Here is an 18,856-nt window from a genome sequence, read left to right as displayed (position 1 = left end):
TCATCGCGAGCAGGCTCACTCCCACATTAGTTTTGCGTCGATCCCATTGTTGGGGGCGATACAAGTCCAGTGTGGGAGCGAGCCTGCTCGCGATTGCGTTTCTGACGGCCCATTCACTGGTCGGCCCGCCCTCAATTCCGTAACATCCGCCCTCTCTTCTCCCGCCTGTCTTTTTAGGTAAGCCATGAAACCCAAACGTCTGCGCGCCGATGTCCTGGCCGGACTCACGACCTCTTTCGCACTGATGCCCGAATGCATCGCCTTCGCGCTGGTGGCCCACCTCAATCCATTGATGGGGCTTTACGGCGCTTTCATCATCTGCACCCTGACTGCGCTGTTTGGCGGGCGGCCGGGGATGGTGTCCGGTGCCGCCGGATCGATGGCCGTGGTAATCGTCGCGCTGGTGGTGCAGCACGGCGTGCAGTACTTGCTGGCGACTGTGCTGCTGGGTGGATTGATCATGCTGGCGTTCGGTTTGTTGAGGCTGGGAAAACTGGTGCGCATGGTGCCGCACCCGGTGATGCTCGGATTCGTCAACGGCCTGGCGATTGTCATTGCCCTGGCCCAGTTGGAGCACTTCAAGAGCGGTGAAGGCTGGTTGAGTGGTGCGCCGCTGTACATGATGATCGGCTTGGTGGCGCTGACGATGGCCATCGTTTACCTGATGCCGCGCCTGACGCGCACCGTGCCGCCGGCGTTGGTGGCGATTCTGGGCGTTGGGGTGGCGGTTTATCTGCTCGGCCTGCCGACCCGCACCTTGGGCGACATGGCGCACATTGCCGGCAGTTTGCCGAGCTTCGCACTGCCAGACATCCCCTGGAGCCTGGAAACCCTGCGCATCATCGCCCCTTACGCGATATTGATGGCGTTGGTCGGTCTGCTGGAAACCCTGCTGACCCTGAACCTGACCGACGAGATCACCGAGAGCCGTGGCTACCCGGACCGCGAGTGCGTGGCATTGGGCGCTGCCAACGTGGTCTCTGGCATGTTCGGCGGCATGGGCGGCTGCGCCATGATCGGGCAAACCGTGATCAACCTCAGCTCCGGCGGTCGTGGTCGGCTGTCCGGTGCGGTAGCCGGGGGGATGATCTTGCTGTTTGTGCTGTTCCTTTCGCCGCTGATCGAGCGCATTCCGCTGGCCGCCCTGGTCGGGGTGATGTTCGTGGTGTCGCAGCAGACGTTCGCCTGGGCTTCGTTACGGGTGCTGAACAAGGTGCCGCTGAACGATGTCTTGGTGATCATCGCGGTCACGGTGATTACGGTGTTCACCGATCTGGCCATCGCCGTGTTGTGCGGGATCATCATTGCGGCGCTCAACTTCGCCTGGCAACAGGCTCGCGAACTGTATGCCGACAGCTATCAGGAAAGCGACGGCAGCAAACTCTACCGCCTGCACGGCACATTGTTTTTCGCCTCTACCACGCCATTCCTCAACCAGTTCGATCCCGCCAACGACCCGGCCCAAGTGACCCTTGATTGTCGCCACCTGAGCTTCGTCGACTACTCGGCCATCGCTGCGCTTAAGACATTGCGCGAGCGCTACGCCAAGGCTGGCAAGCAGCTGCGCGTTCTGCATTTATCCGAACGCTGCAAGAAACTGCTCAAACGCGCCAGCGAGCATCACGACTGAAATCGATCAGTGATCGTTCCTACGCCGAGTGTGGGACGGTCAGCGTCGGGGGATGAAAGTCCCCTGGCCAATTTCCATAACTCGCGACCTGCCATACCTCTGCACGACATCCCATAGCCCTCCACGAAAATTACTTTCATTGATCCATGTCTCGTGGTGGCACATTGCGATTAAAGAAAGCCGTTCCCAAGCCGAAGCGCTGACATCCAGCCCAGCTACACTCTGGGCCTTCTCAATCTGGGAGCAACTCCATGAGCTTGGGCAAAACCACCCCGATCCTGCGGATTTTCGATGAAACCAAGGCATTGGAGTTTTACGTCGACTTTCTGGGGTTCAAGATCGACTGGCAGCATCGCTTCGAAAAAAACTTCCCGCTGTACCTGCAAATCTCCCGTGGCGAATGTGTGCTGCACCTGTCCGAACATCACGGTGACAGCACACCGGGCTCAGCGTTGCGTATTGAGACCGATGAACTGGAGGCGTTCCAGCAGCAATTGTTGGCCAAGGAGTATGCTTTCGCTCGCCCACAGATTCAGGCCATGCCCTGGGGGAGCCAGGACATGACCATCAGTGATCCGTTTGGGAATCGGTTGGTGTTTACCAATGCGATTAGTGTTTGAGAGAAACCGGCATTGATATCGTTTTGTGCAAATGCGGGGGGTCAGTAGGACTTAGTTTTTCGTCCCGTGACGATGTTGATGAAAGGAGGCAGAATTCCACTGCAATTGAAGCAGGCAGGGAAGTCCGAGCCTCGACCACGTTTTTGCATACGTGCCGTGTAAATAAAGGCTTGTGACAGTCGTTGATGGTGATGACTGGTACGCGGACCTCCCTGTAGCCAGACATTGGCCGCGACAACTTCGGCATGTAGACCCGCTATTCCTGCACTTACGGGGATTTTCTGGTGACGCGTCACGTGACGAATGATCCGTTTGGTCAGGAACACGTGGAGCCGCATATCGGCGGCAAAATAAGCTTTTTGAATGCCATGCATAAACGCCGGAATACTTGATACTCGGTAAGTGTCTTCCTTATTCCCTATTGATTCATTCAGGGTGACGCCGGGAAACAGGCTCTTGGGGCTTAAGCTTCCAGGAAGGTTGTGAAATCCGGTGAGTGGATGGTCATGGTGTTCATTCGTGATACCAGAGAGCGCGGTATGTTTATCCAGCGAAGCTGATGTATAGACGGGATTTGAAAATCTCACAGGTTCGGGATACTTCCATTCTTTCGATTTCTCCAATGCACTCAACTGATTGAATGTTTTCTGTTTGTTGGCCTCGGCCTCGCTGATTATTCTGGTCGTTTCCATGGTGAAGCTTTTGTATTGCCTCTTGACGATAGGGATTCGCCGGCGGGCTACATCAACGAAGTTTTCACGAGACATCCCTTCTCTATATCCCGCTACCTTGTCGAGTTTCAGTTCTGCCAGATCGAGATAGTCCAGACGCTCTGATCTGTTCAGGCCTTGCGCATCAGTAAATCTGACGGGGTTGTTCCCTACCATGCAATACAGGTTCAACCCGTCGACCGTCCCCGCCGGATCAGGGCTGATCCAACGTTGCAACCAGGGTGCGTAATACCGGTGCCCGTAGTAATAAAGCCCACTGGCATCGCGTTCTTTTCCGGAATATCGAATGGTCCGGTAATCGGCTTCCACCTTTGAACGCGACTCTGTCCATGCCGTTCCGCCAAATGGGAAGTAGCTCTCCTGACTGATCAAGTCGGCATTGCCATCAAGTTCCAGTGAGCTGGAACCCAAATGGTCGTCAAGGCTATAGCGCAGTTGATCTGAGGGAATACCTGTGGGCTGGCCTTCGGTCCAGTGCAGGCAACGAACGCTGCCACGTCCAGCTTGCACCGTTATGACTTCCAGCCGCTCTTTCCCCCGGGTACGGATTTCGATGCCCGGTAAATAACGGACCTCTCGGGTGTGAGTGATCGATGCACCCTGAGTGGTGGTAGTTTTACGAAGACGCTGACCACTGCCGTCATAGTCGTAACGTTCATGGTCGTCAGGGCCATCCTCACGCTTGACCAGCACCACGCGGGTAAGTTGATTGTGTGCATTCCATTGCAGCGACTGGCCCGATTGCAAGTCTTGCAGATTGCCGTTGTCATCAAAGGTTGTAGCAGTGCCGGGCAATTCAGAGCCCTGGCGCCAGGACACCAGACGATTACTGAGATTTGCCACGTTAAAAGTTCGGGTGTAATGGTTGCGATCCCGCACATGGCGCAGTTCGGTCAGGTTACCGCCAGCGTCGTATGTGTAGTGTTGGGTGAAATTGAACAGTTGCCGGGTATCGATGGGTGTAATGCCGAGCGCAGGAATATAGGGGGCAGTGGTTGTCCCTGCCGCTTCTCGTCCGGTTGCACTGGTCAATTGGTAGAGACTGTCATAGATGAATGTGCTGACGGCTTCGACTCTCTGGTTGCTGCCAAACTGCACGGGCTGAGCTTTGTCCTCGATTTGCGTCACATTACCCACCGCATCATAGCTGTAGTGCAGCGACTGCAAGGTGCGGTCCGATATGGAGGCAGTCATCGAGGTCAATCGACCGCTGGCGGGATCGAACACCGCGCGGCTGATGACGTTGTTGCCTGTGGTTTGCGATTCAACCTGGCCGAAGGCGTTGTAAACGAGATCCTTCACCAGGGTATTTTCGATTTCGGTATCTTTGAGTTCCAGGCTCACGGTTTTGAGTCGGCCTGCAACATCAAAGGAAAAGCGCTGCTGGTGTTGACCGGCATCCACCTGCCGGATGACCTCGCCCGTTGCGTCGTAGTGCCATTGCGTTTTGTAGCCATCACCCGTTTCTCGTAAGAGGTTTCGGCTGTGTTCCTCTGCCGGCCAGTCTAAGGCTTCGGCATTCAACAGAAAGTGGCGTGTCTGACGCGAGGGTTTACCACCAAGGGCGTACTCGTCGATGAGCAGGCTGCCTGCTTCGTCGTCGTGGCGAATCAACAAGCCACATCGATTGAGTGCGGCCGAATCTATCGAGTTGTCGCCATAACTGAAGCGTTCGATGATGCGTGCCGACTGCCCCGGCGATTCTTCCTGGATCGTGATTGGCCGTAGTTGATCATCGAAGGTCGTTCGCCAATGATTGCCTCGCTGGTCCCAGTTGCGAAGTGTCTGCCCAGCGTCCCCCGGCAGGTTCAGTCGCCACCCGGCGTCAACGCTGTCTACCCGCAGTGGTCTGCCGGACAGGCTGTAGAGGGTCGTCAGATTGGCCTTCTGCGTTTCGGCAAACAGTCGCGGATCCCACTGTGCAATTAGGCGTCCGGCAGTATCGTACTGCTGACGGGTAATGCGCGCCTGCGCAGCCTTGGCTGCGTCGCTACGCCAATAAGCGACATGCCGGACCGTCAGGTCTCGGCTGTCGACTACGTTGATCGTCGGTGTCTTGCAGTGAAGGCGTGCGCTCATGCCTCACCCCCGGTTGTCGGGAGTCGTTCGGACATGACCTCTTCCAGCGTATCGTTCTCGTCCTCGTCCAGGGTGTACCAGGGGTGGCGGGTTTGCCGCCGCATATAGGAAAGGCCATTTTGTTTTGCCAGACGTGTACGCGTAGGGCGCCCCAACGCATCGTAAAACTGCAGATCGCAATGGCCGAACTGTCGCAAGGACACATCGTTGATGTAGTCATGCTGATCGGCGAAGTAAGGGCGGTAGGTCCGGATCGCCAATCCCTTGTTGTTGTATTCCACCCGTTCGCTGATACGCCAGCGCTTTGCTGCGGTGAGCTCCTTCGGTGTTCCGTCCTCGAGGGTCAGTTCTCCCTTGGCGTTGACGACGTAGGCCGTACCCGATTCGACTTGCTGCTTACTTTGCAGTGTTCGTCCGAAGCCATCGCAGCAGGTGACGGTAATGCGGATTTGTCTCTGGTTGTCATTGGGGTAGCGATCAGCGACCAGGGTGGCGATGTGTATCGGCTCACGGGCCGAGGTTGCGAGTTCGGTTGTCAGTTTCGCTTCATCGGCCAAGAGTGTTTTAAGGCCTGCCAGGCGCCTGCGGACCGAAGCGCAGATGTATCCGGTTGGCAGCACATCACCGTTGGCCACGCAGCGCATCAGCCAGTCGCGGTCCTTCAGAGCTGCGTCCGAGACGCGCCCCATCCAGCTAAATGGCGCGTAGTAGATGGCATTGGCGGCGTCCAGCAAAGCACCCTTTGCATTGTTGATCGCTTCGGTCGGGCTGGTGAACTCCGGACGTTTGTATTGAGCGATAGGTTTGAAACCTATGAGCGTATTGCTCTTGTTGCTGTAAATGCTGGTGGCCAGCACTTGGCCGAAACCATCATAGAGCCCTTCTTGAATGTTCCCGTTCGGGTCAGTGATGCACCGGGGCTGGAGTGAGCGGTAATCGTAGGTAGCCTTGGTGACACAACCATCGGGCAGTTTGAGCGCGGTGATGAGACAGTGATAGTTGTCGTAGCTGACCTCGGTCACACCATGGCTTTTGCTCAACCGCAGGGTCTGTGTCTTGTAAAAACCCTTCAGTGCGGCGTAGGTCGAGAAACCGCTTTTGACAGACCAGAGTTTTCTGGGAGACGTGGCTACGGGAAGGAAATCGTTCATTCGGTGATAGCCACTTCGTTCGAGCAGTCTTCCCTTGGGGCGAGCCGCTTGCGACAACACGTCGAAGGCTTTCAGGGCTGTTTCGTCCAGCTCGGCGGTTTCCAGATGGTCGGCCAGGGCTTCGAAGTGGGCGACGCCGTCCGGCAGGGCTTCTGCGGTTGAGGTGTTTTTGTAGCGTTGCACGGACAGTCCGGTGAGGACGTGTTGGGTCGTCCAGGCGGTTTGTTTGACGAGTTCGATGAGCCTTTCGTAAGTCATATCCTTTGTGGTCAGCCCTCCGGCCTCGGGCGCCTTGGGTCGCTTCAACGCATTGGTACGCTGGCGATAAGGCAGACCCAGCCGCCATCCTTGGGCGCTATCCAGATGAATGAATTCGGCAAGGCTTTCGTTCAGGTAGTAGAACTGTTGTGCCGGATCATGAGCATCGCGCCACCATTTTTGCTGGTCGGCATCGCTGAACGGCGGGATATCGCTGCCGGTTTTACGTCGGGCGTAATGGACGTTCACACTGTGGGTCAGTGTGCCGAACAGGTCGTGCTGCAGATTGAGGGTGTGCCGGCATTGCGGGTCATCGGCGATGCCTTCGTACTGATAACGGATGGACTCTAGCAGCAGTGGCAACATCCGGGCATAGCGTCGATTACCCTCAGGTGTTTGTAGCAAACGTACCCGATAGCGGTTTTCCTGAACCGAATATAGCGTTCTGGTCTTCAGGCGTTTATCGACTCCGAAGATCTCGCTGCGCAGTAAGTGACCGCTCAGGGCGCGGGCCATTTCGAGGGTTGTTGCCGTGTCTGGGGACGTGATGCGTGTGTCGTTCTTCAGCTCTGGCTGGTATTGGCAAAGCAGTGCCTTGCCCAGCGCCCCGGCTTCTTTGTCAGCATGGTGATAATCGGTACGAGGCAGATCCACTGCTTGTCCGGTGTGGAACCAGCTCTTTGTCTGGCATGGCGTGGTGAAACCTTGCGAATCGGCATCATCGGGGTTGGTTTCACTGTCGGTTTGCAGCAACAGGCCGAAGCCGCGAAATTCCCGCTCGATGCCGTCGTAGTAGCCTTGGCGGTAAGAGAAGCTCTTAGTCAGACGATTGCCGGTAATCTCGTCGAGTTGGGTCTGTTTCGATACCAGATGCTGGGCCATTGGCACATGACAGGTGCGGGGCTTGTCGGCTTTGATTTTCTCCGCTTTTTCATCCAGCCATTCCTGCGCCGAGCTGCGGTAGCTGATGCTGCCGGCGGCGCCCATATTGTTGTTGGTCCCCGTGAGTAAATACGGTTTTGCACTGACGAAGTCGTAGCGCCAATGACGGGGTGTCATGTGCGGCACGCTCAGAATCAGGCTGGAACAGCCGAGTCCTTGCAAGTCGGCGATGCTCACCTGGCAGAAACGGTCGTAGCGCACACCTTCCGGCCATGGCAGGGCCACTGAAGGGGCGAAACCATTGCCGCTGCGGTTCATGAAGATCCGCGCCTGATCCGCTTCAAGATAAATCAGGTCGGCGGCGCCAGAGCCGTCCAGGTCCGCCAGACGGATTCGCGAGGCGTCGAATGTTTCGTATGCAAGGCCAGGAGAGCCCAGCACGATGCCTTTACCGAAGCGTCCACGACCCAAGTTTGGCCAGCACTTCACCTCGTTGTGACGAATACGTATCAGGTGCTGTTGACCACTGCCCAGGATATCGCTGAAGGCCACCAGTTCGGAGGACGAAGAGGTGAGTACAGGAAGGGCGTCTTCATCCTCTTTACGAGTCACTTCGCGGGCGGTTGCAAAACCGTTCTGCCGTTGATTGGCGTACAGGCGAACACTACGTGGGCCTATCAGCGTCAGATCGCTGAGCCCTTCGCCCATCAGATCGGCCAACTGCCCTTGCGGATTGAAAAACTCCACGGGGAAGGCATTGAACGTGGCGAAATCCGACCACTCCCGGTCGGGGCCGAGGGAGAAAAAACCACTCAGCCCCGGCTGAGCAATGATCCAGTCCAGCCGACCATCGCCCGTGAGGTCGCTCAGCGACTGGCGCACAGGTTTTGCAGTGTCGGCAACGGGAATGTTGGGTAACGCTCGCCACTGATCGTAAGCCACTTCATTGCTTTTGGCTCTGGCTCGCATGGGTTCGCGGTAATACCAGCCTGCGTTACCTCGATAGAGCACGCCCGGCAGGCCCTCGCCGTACAAGTCCACCAGTTGATAACCTTGGCCGTCGTTGAGCCCCGGCATGTTCTGAAAGCGCTGCCAGGCGTGGGTATCAGGCAGGAGCTTGAACTCGATGTAGCTGAATTCAACGGGGGGACGGTTATCGGCGGTTGTCGAGTTGCCAAACGCCTGGTCATGGGCCGCGCTCAGATGGTGGTAACCCAGAGGCGTCTGTCGGTAATCGAGCAGCAGGCGTCGGACCAGAGCGGGGGCGGTGCCCAACTCATCGGGAAAGCGGTGAAACATCAGAATCTGGCGGCACAGGCGTTCGGTACGTAACTCAAAACCGTAGGCGAAACTGGAAAACGCGTCGCTACGGGTTTGCCACTGTTGGCCTTCATATAGAGGTTTGTGTTCGTATTCGGTACTCCGTTCGCCGTAGTCGAATACCAACTCGAAATGCCATTGCACAGGCTTCGGCCGGTCTGCTTGCCATAAGTAAAGGTTTGCATCGGCCTTGAAGTTGCCGTAGCTCACATGGCTCAAGTAACGCTGGGCCTTGGCGCCGTTGCGGTCATCTTCTGCCTTGTACTGGTAAAGGATGTGCTCGCCGTGCGGGTTCAGACTCTCCTCTAGCAACCATTCGCCTACACGGCTCGTGTCCTGGGGATCGGCACGACGCGATGCCGGATTTTTTCCGTACAGATGAAGGCTGCCATCGGCACCGTGCACCAACCAAAAACCCGGTTTGTCGCTCTCCGAGGACCAATGTTCAATCCGGTCGAAGCTGCTTTCGATTCTCGGGAAGTGGCGCACAACAGTATAGGTTGTACCCAGTTCCTGCCCGTTGTAACGATCGACGCGGGTTGAGGTGATGACGCCCTTTTGATCGCGCTCGGGCAGCCACACAACACCGCTGGGGCCGACAATCTCGTCATCCTCGGCATAGGCTGGTACACCCTTGCTGGTGCGTCGCGCAACAGTGGGCAATGACACCCCCCAGCCGATGCCAAACATACTGTTGCCGACCGAACTGCCGTAGCTGAGTGACAAGGAGGGTGCAAAGCCGCGACCCGGTGAAATCGGCAAGGCAATCTCATAAGAGGCTGCACCGTGGGCGCCGATGGCACCCCATCCTTTGCCAATGCTCTGGATGGCACCGCCACCCTTGGGTAGTGACGGCGCGATAACAGGCAATGCTATTTGTTCGCTCATTGCGAACCTCCGCCTGCTCTGGCCGTGTAGCTCACGTGCACGATGATGTCGGTGAGCGATTCGAGCATGGACTTTTGAGCGGCATGATTGGGAAACGACAGCTTCCACTTCGAAATCGCGCCCGTGTATTCGAAAGGCAGGTAACGTTCGTCCTGGAAACTCAGGGTGAACAGGCCGTTATCGTCGACGCCCGTCGAGAGCGCTATTTGCTGATTGGCCCGCAGACTTTTAATGGTGGGCTTGTCGGTACCCGGCATGACGACTTCGCTGCCAGTCTGGGTCAGCGTGGCACGGATGTCTTCATAAGGGCCCAGGACGGCCGGCAGGGAAATGCTGATGCTCTTGATCCGGCGCAGACAGTGGCCGGGGTAGTCGTTGTCGAACAGGGACTGCGTCAGTTCAAACTCGCATGAGCCGGTCTTTACAAGCTCCGACTTGGTCCCGTCGGTTGTCGCCGTGCCGTCTGCTCCGGGCGTGTCTTCCCAGGGTTTATTGATCGATGTCGGGAGCGTGTCCTTACTCTCCTCCTTCGCCTTGAGCTGACGTAACGACACGGTCTTGCGGATTTCCAGCTCGCGTTCGTTGCCCAGAAGATAAGCGTTCTTCATCTTGAGCAAATTCAACTTCATACGCTCGCCAGGGCCGAGCCCACGATAGGTGCTGTTCCAGGTCTGGTGCTGGAAGAACGGTTGTGTGGTGTAGTCGAACATCTCGTAACGCCAACTCAGTTCGGTGAACTGGCACAGTGAAAAGGTCGAGTCATACACCTGGTAGTAGAAGCTTGAGAGTTGATAGGTGAACCACTGGTAAAGCTGCACGTTGGTAAAACGCTTGCTAAGAAAGTCGTAGGAGGCCTGGGCTTGGGTCAGGGACGTTTGAGTCTGTCGTAACAGCAGTCGCGAGGCGGTCTCTCTTTCGGCCTCCAGCGCCAGTTGTGCATCAATCTGTTCGATCTCCAGCTTTGCCTGGTCGCGGGCGAGCGTCCACTCCTGATGGCGACGACGGTATTGCGCGGCCCGTTCGAGGGCCTCACCAGCGCCATGAGCGGCGGCCGCCACGCCTTGAGCCCCGGCCATCATGGCGAAGGGCACCCCCTCCAGACGATGACCGCCGTCTGCCAGGCCAAAAATGTTGGGCGCGACTTTCAGGCCTTGACCGAGTGCCTGGGCCGCGTGGGCGCTTGCTTCTGCGATGCGCCCCGTCAGATGTGAAACGGCAGCTGCCACTTCTTCCGGATTGATAACCTCGTTGACCCGCTGACTGTAGTAATCCTGCCGGCATTCGACGATCGCTTTACTGGCCAGCAAGGCTGCCCGGTTTTTCTCGTCGATCTTCAGGGCCTGGGTCTGCAGGTCTACTGCCATGTTGGCGATGTCCCAGACATGGTGCTGCTGAAGCTCTTGATAACTGGCCTGCTCGCTGCGTTCGATGTACGACAGTAGGGTTGTGCCGAATTGAATCACCGTGTCGACCGCGCTCATGGCATGGGCATACAGGGCACTGAAACGGTACGCCGGAATCTCTGAGCCCAGGTGCTGGGTGATGCCGGGCTCCGCGGCGCGTGGGGGATTGGAGCCGAGCAGGTCGCCGGGTGCCATGGGGGGAGCGAAGAGTGGGAGCGTCAATGGACGGCCGACGATGTCGAGATTGTGCCTGAGGTTATGCAGACGGCTTTCCAGTTTCTCCCAGCGCGTGATCAGTACCGGGTTGAAGGGTAAACGCAAATGGGGTGTATCAATGGCATGGACCGAGGGAGGGGACGCATAAGGACGCACACATATTTGCGGTACTACTGCGGAGGAAGCGGATTGGTTTTTTCTGTCTTTGCCAAGTTGTTGTTCAAACGTTCGCAGTCCTTCGTTGGTCTCGCTACTGAATTTTTCCAGCGTGACAGTAGTCCAGGGATCGGTTTGTTTGAGGTCCGGACGGGGGGCCATCAGGTCCAGGGCGCGGATGTACCATGATTTCGCTTCCGTCAGGCCCTCTGGGGTTAGCGTTCGGAACGCCGTGTCACCGCGGTTGAGCAGGATATCGACATGGAGCAGGTATAACGCTTTGCGAAAGTGCACCGGATGACTGAGGGCAATTTGATGCGGATCTTGTGGGCCCTGGATGGCGTAGGTGGTTTGACCGGGGGCTGGAATGGTGGAGCTGATCAACGGCACCGCATTCCAGTAGTCGGGGTTCATGCCAGTGACATTTTTGCGGCCGGGATTGAACAGGTAATGCAGCCAGCGTTCGGCTTCGCTGTATTGGCGCTCAGCCTTGAAGCGGTGCGCTACCAGCCATGGAAGGTACAGGAACAACTCGACAAAGTAGCGACCATAGGCGCCGTAGAAATCCATTGGTTCTGCCGCGTCTCCTTCTTTTAAAGATGGCTCCGGCAAGTGCTGGGAATCCCAGCTCAACAACGTGTCCATGCTCGACTCGGCGCGCCCGATCAAGTGTTTGGCGAACGTGATGTTCATTCGGATGGGCGCACGCTTCCCATCCGAACTGTTTCTGTCGTCACTGAATTCGATTGTTGAGCCTGCAAAGTCGATGAACTCTGCTGTGCCTGAGGCCGTGTCCTTACGTGAGCTGATTTTGGGTGGGGACAGTGTCTTGTCTGTGGTCGAGTGCTTGAATTGAAGATTCTTTTCCGTGCCGAAAGACCGCCTTCGTACCAATACAACCTGTGATGCCTCCGAGTCTCCTGAATTTTTCAAGTCATTGGGTGTGAGTTTAAGCACCTGCGTGGTTTTCGAGTCTTTATCTATATTGGCTGACATCGAAACCAGGTGAGACAAGCCGGACGTCTCTTGGTTGTGCTTGCCATCAACATAGAGTGCAATGAAAAGTGAGTCCGTAGTCCCCGACTTTTCATGAATGGCAATGGTTCGTGTTTTTTCCCTGAGCTCGCTCGAGGTCAGGTCGTGAAGCAAATTGTGCGAACCGTAACCCTGCAGGCAGGTCTGCGGTGTGCTCCAGCTTTCGTCGTATTTTTTGTAGCAGAGGTTCAAACGGAACAGCGGGTTGATTCTGTCGTTTTGGCTGTGCGCTGGCCTGGTTACAGCTGCCTTGTCCTGGAAGATGCATTCGGCCCAAATCACGTATAGGCGATTGTTGAACACAACCGGGCGAATAGTGTGTTCGATGGCACTTTCGGAGATCGGCAGGTTGGCGCGTTTCCAGTCCGACCAGGCCTGTGGTTCGGGGGCATCGTATTTAGCACTGGAAACACCTGTGACCGAAGGGCGGCACGCCATGTCCAGCGAACGCCAGTAGTAGGTGTTGGCGATGGTGGATTTGGCGATGAAGTAATAGGTGCTGTTGGCAAAATCATCCCCGTCGATATAGCCATTGATCGTGGTCAGATTGGCCACTTCTTCAAGCCTTGCCAGATAGGCCAGTACCGCAGTTTGAACCGACTCGGTTGTCAGTTGGTTCTGGTTGATGTCGTTTTCCAGTTGCTGGAAACTGTCGGTTTTTGTCTTGCGAAGGGTCGGGTCAAGATAGACCGCAGGGAAATAATGCAACCGCTGATTGGTTACCCAGGTCGAATACCGATGCATGACGGTGCGCCAGGTTTCGACCTGATCGGACGGAATCTGTGCCGTGTGATATCCCGGTTCCATGTTGGTCAGAATGCTGTTGATATATTGCTGCAGGCTGGCAGTGGCGCAGGCCACCGGGGTGGTGGGCACCTCCTGGGAGACCCGCACGTCAAGCAGCCAGTAGTGATACAGGTCATTGGCCGTTTTGAGGTGCTCTGCGATTTTCAGGGCTTTCAGTGTCTCGTCTTGAGGAACGATCGCTGAAAGATAGAGCCCGAGCTGCGCATCACGCAGGCTTTCGTTCAATTGTTTTTCAATGGTTGCAGACATGTTCATTCCTTGAGCATGCAGTGGCATTAGTGACTGGCCGCCATGACCGCTTCACCGACTGTTTTCCAGGCCGTGGCCGGGCTCTCGTTTTTGAGCGCCGTGGCATTGAGCAGGGCAGTTGCGCTAAGCCCTGTGGCTTTGCAGGTTTTGTGGCAGCGCATGACCCAATCGATGTCCTTCATTGTTCGGGCCTTCGCAAGATCCAGCTGCGCGGTCAGTACGGTGACCTCAGTCGTCGTCCAGTTCAGCAGTTGGGCCAGGCGGTCATTGATGGCGGGTGTTGTGGAAGCGGAGTCGTTGGCGAATTCCAGGTAGCTCAGAAGGCTTTCTTCTGTCTGCTGGTAGGTCACCCTGCAATGGTTGAAACGATCGAGCAGGTACAGGTTGCTGAGCGTCAGTGTCAGTGCTGTGTTCGGCTTATCCAGCAAGTGCGGGCGGTGCAGGAACATGCGAAAAGCCCTATTGCTTAATTGCAGCCGGACAGCAGCCTCGGCGTGGCGCAAAACCGGACGCAGTATTTTGTGAAGGTTGAGTGAATCCTCTGTTTGCAGAGCAGCGACGAGGATTTGGTGTACAGAGGTTTGCGCCCATACCAATACCCCCTTTGCACAATTCATGGGCAGCAGGGTGGTTTCCTGCAAAAACTTCTCGATCAGATGTTGCTGTCGATCATGGGCCAGTAGTAGAAGGCGTTTGAGTTTCTGCTTGCAGTCGGCCTGGAGCTTCAGGTTTTTGCTGGAATTTGCATCCAGCTTTAACGCATCGACTACGTTGTCCAGCTCAGCGGCCAGCTTCTGTGGAACATCGTCATTGATTGCTGATGCGAAATCTTTCACCAGGCCTGTTGCATCGAGCAGGGTTGGAGCCAGCTTTGTGCGCCAGCTTATTTTTTCCGGCAATGACAATGCTGCCAATTCTTGTGGTGTTACTGCGCACTGGAGCGTTTCGCCGCGCAGTTTGGTGAGGTGCTGCTGCAAATCTCCCGAGGCAAGATCGTTGCCGGTCGTCGGTTCAAGAAGTTGTTGCAGTTTGGGGATGTCGTAGACCGATTCCTTGATCCAGCGGGTAATCCAGTCCATTTGCATCAGCACATCGAGCAGGTTGAATGCATCAAGCCCCTGGTGTTCCTCTTCTGTCAGGGTGACAGTCGGGTAGGTAGTCGTTATGTCGTTGTTATTGCGCCGTGTTGTGATCAGCTGAACAAACAGAGATTTTCGGCACAGGAGTTCATCAAGGGTGCCACCGTTGAACTGGATGACAGCCTCTTCCAGAGACGTTTCTTCATTTGCGCTAACGGTCGGGATCTGGCTGATGCTGATAAAGGGAAGATCCCCGGCTTGAGTCGGGGTAATCAGGACGCGGAACTCATTGATTGTGTCTTTGTTGGCGAACCGTGAAGTGTTCAACCGCAAGGTTGACCCGAAAAGCAGGTCAGGATTTTGCGCATCTCCTTGTGTCGACAGATGAAAGCGTACGGTCAGCTCGGCATTTTCAACGTCCTTGCTGGCTTTTATTCGAAGGAGGCGCATACCTGAGTCGCCACTCGCCAGGCATCTGAAAATGGATTCCCCGCCCAGCAAACTTGCCAGCGTCGAACTTTCGGCAATCGAAAGGCCGAACATTCGGGCAATGCGTGCCTGTCGATAAATCGATGAGAGTGTGGGCAAGTCACACTTGAGCGAGCCAAGGAATTTCTCCGTGTTTTTGACGACCCGCAAGAGCGAGTCCTCGGTCAAAGGCAGGCCAAGGCAGGCGCTCAAGTGCTGGAGAATGGTGTGCGAGACAGGATCCGAGTCATCCGCCTTGAAGGCGCGACCATCGAGTATCAATGGTGTATCGAACAGCCGGGCCTGGTTGAACAGTTGATCAAACAGGGCGGTGTGATCGCCGCAGGCATAGGGTGATATCTGGTGCAGCAGCGCCCCGAACTCCTCGGCCCTGAGGGAGTACCGGCGGTTCAGATAGCGATAGACCCCGAGGGCACGCATGACATGGCGATCGAGCTGCATTGATGTATTGAGTGGCCGTTGCGATTCAAAAGCGCTGCAGATCAGCGTGTCCAGTTCGGTGAACGGGATATCGAGCCAGCGTTGAAGGCGGATCATTCGATGCAAGCGTTCGAGTCGTTCCTCGGTCGCGTTAGCGATTGTCCCAGGCCTTTCGCCTCTACCCAGAAACATGATGCTGGCGTTGCAAGCGACCGAACCGTTTACGTAACGGGCTCCATAGGGCTGGGAATAAGGCGCCGACAATGAGTAGTGAGGCGATGTGCGTGGTGCATATTTGCCTTGCACCAGCAATGCCTCCATTTGTTCGGCTTTAAGTTCGGTTCGCTCCAGAAAGATGTTTATTTTATTCAGGTCGGAAGTTGACGTGGTGCCGTAGATTTCTTTCCAGTAGTTCTGTTCCTCGGGGGGGAGATTAGCGTTCGCCGTATCTGTCAGCAGTGCCTGCCGTTTTGGGCCAAGCCCGGACATCAGCATTTGAGCTTCAGCAGAGGAGGCGCTCAGCACACTGCCATAGCGCGTATTGATGCTCTGGGTGACGGGAAGATTGTCGCTGACGAGGTAGTTCAGCTCTCCCAGGGCCGTTTTTTTTGCGCCAAAACCCAACAGGCACTGATGGTGGTAAAACTCATACGGAAGGGCGAAGGGGTAGCGCGTTTGCGCCAGCACTTCATAGGTCGATTTGCCTTTGTCGTCGGTGGACTCCAGCCCTGCCTGAATACTTTTGTCCAGTATGTCATTGACAATCTTGAGCATCGGTTGCGCAGTGAAAGTGCTTTGCTGATCAATCGAGAGCTTTGCCAGATCGGGGCGCCGTTTGTTCAACAGTATTCGGTTGTTTTTTTCAGGCGCCGATTCCGAGGCGCTGGATTCCAGTTGCAGGGCAAACAGGTATAGCGCCCTGAGATAGGCGACAGGCGAATCGATGGCGGCGATCGAATCGACCTTGCAGGCGTCGTCCCAGTTCTCCTGGAACAGATTGGTGTAGGTCGGCCCCTGTTTCTCAACAGCACGAATGCCGTGTGGGTGCCACTGGTGCTGAGCTTTTCCGTCTGAAGTCTGCTGCTCCCGATACAGTTGGCTGATCTGGGCTGCGAGGCATTTGACGTTGTCGTAGAGCGTTTTTGTGTCAATGCTGGACGCGTGATCTTTGAGCGCGCTGTTTTGGATTGCAGTACTGAAGCGATCCTTGAATTCGGCTTCGGTGAGGCGAGTGATATCGAACACTGAGGTGAGTTTCAGCGTGTCTTTAAAAAACTGTTCAAGTGCTGCTTTTGTTTGCTCGGTGCCGTGGGCCCCGATCAGTGACTTGAGTAAGGGGTTGTCGTCCATGCCGATGAGCTCCTTTGATAGAGCTGACGACACTACGATGTGGCATGGGGATGCGCTGTCAGCCGCTCCATGGAGCAGGGACCGGAACTTTCGCCGCTTGGCAGGGGAAGAGGGAGGGGACGCTGTAGGATTTTGAAACACGGTATGACCGGACGTCCCCGAGATCCCCGCCAGTACCGGCACTGACGGGGCAGGGGCGCAGGCATTACACCCGGAAGTGACTCACCATCATCTGCAACTGATTACCCAACCGTGCCAGCTCAACACTGGACGCAGCGGTTTCGTCGCTGGCGGCGGCGGTCTGTTCAGACACGTCGCGTACGTTGATGATGCTGCGGCTGATCTCTTCGGCCACGGCGCTTTGTTGCTCCGCAGCGGCAGCGATCTGTTGGTTCATCGACTGGATGTTGGACACCGTTCGGGTGATGTTTTCCAGTGACACGCCAGCCTTGCGCGTCAGCGCCACGCTGCTGTCGGTCAGGGCGCGGCTGTTGTTCATGACCGCCGACACTTGTTGAGTGCCGTTCTGCAAGCCGGCCACCAGGCCTTCGATTTCTTCGGTGGATTTCTGCGTGCGCTGGGCCAGGCCGCGAACTTCGTCGGCCACCACGGCAAAACCACGACCGGCTTCACCGGCACGAGCTGCTTCGATGGCGGCGTTGAGTGCCAGCAGGTTGGTCTGTTCGGCCACGGCCTTGATCACGTCCATGACGCTGCCGATCTTGTCGCTTTCCTGCTGCAGCACGCTCATGGCTTCGGTGGAGCGCGCCACTTCGCTGGCCAGGCGTTCGATCTGGGCGATGGCTTCGTTGACCACTTTATCGCCTTCGCGCGCTTCGCCATCAGCGGCGGCTGCAGCTTGGGACGCTTCTTCAGCGTTGCGCGCGACTTCCTGCACCGTGGCAGTCATCTCGTGCATGGCGGTGGCCACTTGATCGGTCTCGATTTTCTGGCTGTTGACCCCGGCGCTGGTTTGCTCGGTCACGGCTGACAGTTCTTCGGCGGCGCTGGCGATCTGAGTGACACCATCGCGGATACCGCTGATCAAATCGCGCAGGGTCACGCCCATGCGTGCGATGCCTTGCTGCAGCACGCCGAGTTCGTCGCGGCGGGTCACTTTGACGTCCTGGGACAGGTCGCCGCTGGCGATGCGCTCGACCACGGCCAGGGTATCGCGCAACGGGCCGGTGATCTGACGGGTGATGATCACGGCGGCAATGACGCCCACCAGCAAGGCCAGCAAGGTGCTGATCAGTTGCAGCGTGCGGGCCTGGGCGCTTTCGGCGTCGCGGCGGTCGAGCTGGATCTGATACAGGTGGTCACTCAGGGTCACGATGGTGGCGCCCTGGTCAGTCATTTCCTTGCGCGCCTGCACCGCATCGGTGTTGGCGGCTTTATACGCTTGCAAGGCACTGCGGTAGTTGCTTAGCGCGGTTTCCAGCTGGCGCAGCGCGTCTTGCTGGGTCTCGCTGAAATACACGTCGAGCTGTTTCAGGCTGGCGATGGCTGTGTCCAGTTGGGCGACGGCTTTTTGCTCAGTCTCGGCGTTGGTGCTGGCCGTGTAGCCACGCACTTCGTAGCGAGCCAGGATGAACGCTTCCTTGGCCGCGGTGATGGCCTGGAACTGTTCGAAGCGTTGGTCGCTCAGGGGCATTTGCTGGACGCGGGTACTGATCGCTTCGATCAACTTGCTGGCGGTTTCAGCATTGGTGCCCATGGCGTCGCGGGCGCTGTTACCGGTGCGGTAGGCGCTGCGCATTTTGTTCAGGGATATCTGGTAAGCGCTGATGGTCGCGCTCTGCTCTTTGAGCAACTTGACGTTTTCCGGGCTCTTGAAACTCGACAGCAACGCTTGTTGCTGAGCGATGAAGCCGTCGAGGGTGGTCTGCACATTCTGTGCGGCGGTTTCGTCACCGTTGGTCAGCATGTATTGCAGTCGAACCACACGCAGCTTGGTCAGGCCGGCGTTGAGCTGAGTGATGTCGCTCATCCAGTTGCTGCGGTCAATCAACCCGCCCAGGCTCGTCCAGCCAGTCAGGGCGAGTACGCAGGTCAGTGCCAGGACCAGGCCGAATCCCAGGCCCAGTTTCAGG

At 56.7% G+C, this 18,856-nt stretch carries 7 protein-coding genes and 1 pseudogene; 2 read left to right on the top strand and 6 right to left on the bottom strand.

Features of this window, described 5'->3' with window-relative positions; translation table 11 throughout:
* The first annotated feature begins 184 nt into the window (after positions 1-184).
* Both ACQKPC_RS18405 and ACQKPC_RS18400 read left to right on the top strand, forming a co-directional pair.
* Entirely contained in the window at positions 185-1,630 is a 1,446-nt protein-coding gene (locus ACQKPC_RS18405; protein WP_427625823.1) for a SulP family inorganic anion transporter, read from the top strand.
* Positions 1,631-1,881: 251 nt separating this feature from the next.
* Positions 1,882-2,250: a glyoxalase superfamily protein gene (locus tag ACQKPC_RS18400; RefSeq protein WP_008076170.1), complete on the top strand. Its 369-nt coding sequence runs from the start codon at positions 1,882-1,884 to the stop codon at positions 2,248-2,250.
* 41 nt (positions 2,251-2,291) lie between these two features.
* Here ACQKPC_RS18400 and ACQKPC_RS18395 read toward each other — a convergent pair whose 3' ends face one another.
* From ACQKPC_RS18395 to ACQKPC_RS18370, 6 genes and pseudogenes are all read right to left on the bottom strand, one after another.
* Positions 2,292-5,060, bottom strand: a complete 2,769-nt coding sequence (locus ACQKPC_RS18395; protein ID WP_427625822.1) for an RHS repeat-associated core domain-containing protein — start codon at positions 5,058-5,060, stop codon at positions 2,292-2,294.
* On the bottom strand, positions 5,057-9,559 hold the full coding sequence (locus tag ACQKPC_RS18390; protein ID WP_427625821.1) for a SpvB/TcaC N-terminal domain-containing protein: 4,503 nt from the start codon (positions 9,557-9,559) through the stop codon (positions 5,057-5,059). Before ACQKPC_RS18390 ends, ACQKPC_RS18395 begins: the two co-directional genes overlap by 4 nt.
* Positions 9,556-13,425: a neuraminidase-like domain-containing protein gene (locus ACQKPC_RS18385; RefSeq protein ID WP_427625820.1), complete on the bottom strand. Its 3,870-nt coding sequence runs from the start codon at positions 13,423-13,425 to the stop codon at positions 9,556-9,558. The genes ACQKPC_RS18390 and ACQKPC_RS18385 overlap by 4 nt, the downstream gene beginning before the upstream one ends.
* Positions 13,426-13,451: 26 nt before the next feature.
* Positions 13,452-16,763, bottom strand: coding sequence for a Tc toxin subunit A (locus tag ACQKPC_RS18380; RefSeq protein WP_427625819.1), 3,312 nt, complete (start codon positions 16,761-16,763; stop codon positions 13,452-13,454).
* A 205-nt stretch (positions 16,764-16,968) separates the two neighbouring features.
* Positions 16,969-17,682, bottom strand: a complete 714-nt coding sequence (locus tag ACQKPC_RS18375; protein ID WP_427625847.1) for a methyl-accepting chemotaxis protein — start codon at positions 17,680-17,682, stop codon at positions 16,969-16,971.
* A 144-nt stretch (positions 17,683-17,826) separates the two neighbouring features.
* Positions 17,827-18,753: pseudogene (locus ACQKPC_RS18370) on the bottom strand (methyl-accepting chemotaxis protein); the annotation flags it as partial.
* Positions 18,754-18,856: the final 103 nt, after the last annotated feature.

Origin of the sequence: Pseudomonas sp. NPDC089918, assembly GCF_050280605.1 — a bacterium.
In the GTDB taxonomy this organism is placed as follows: Bacteria; Pseudomonadota; Gammaproteobacteria; order Pseudomonadales; family Pseudomonadaceae; genus Aquipseudomonas.
Note: the sequence above shows the minus strand (reverse complement) of the source record. Positions and strands in the feature narration are given on the sequence as shown.

Bases quoted from the DNA above. Each gene is read 5' to 3' on its own strand.
- ACQKPC_RS18400 (WP_008076170.1), top strand. From the start codon at position 1,882: ATGAGCTTGGGCAAAACCACCCCGATCCTGCGGATTTTCGATGAAACC.
- ACQKPC_RS18405 (WP_427625823.1), top strand. From the start codon at position 185: ATGAAACCCAAACGTCTGCGCGCCGATGTCCTGGCCGGACTCACGACC.
- ACQKPC_RS18375 (WP_427625847.1), bottom strand. From the start codon at position 17,682: ATGCACGAGATGACTGCCACGGTGCAGGAAGTCGCGCGCAACGCTGAA.
- ACQKPC_RS18395 (WP_427625822.1), bottom strand. From the start codon at position 5,060: ATGAGCGCACGCCTTCACTGCAAGACACCGACGATCAACGTAGTCGAC.
- ACQKPC_RS18380 (WP_427625819.1), bottom strand. From the start codon at position 16,763: ATGGACGACAACCCCTTACTCAAGTCACTGATCGGGGCCCACGGCACC.
- ACQKPC_RS18385 (WP_427625820.1), bottom strand. From the start codon at position 13,425: ATGTCTGCAACCATTGAAAAACAATTGAACGAAAGCCTGCGTGATGCG.
- ACQKPC_RS18390 (WP_427625821.1), bottom strand. From the start codon at position 9,559: ATGAGCGAACAAATAGCATTGCCTGTTATCGCGCCGTCACTACCCAAG.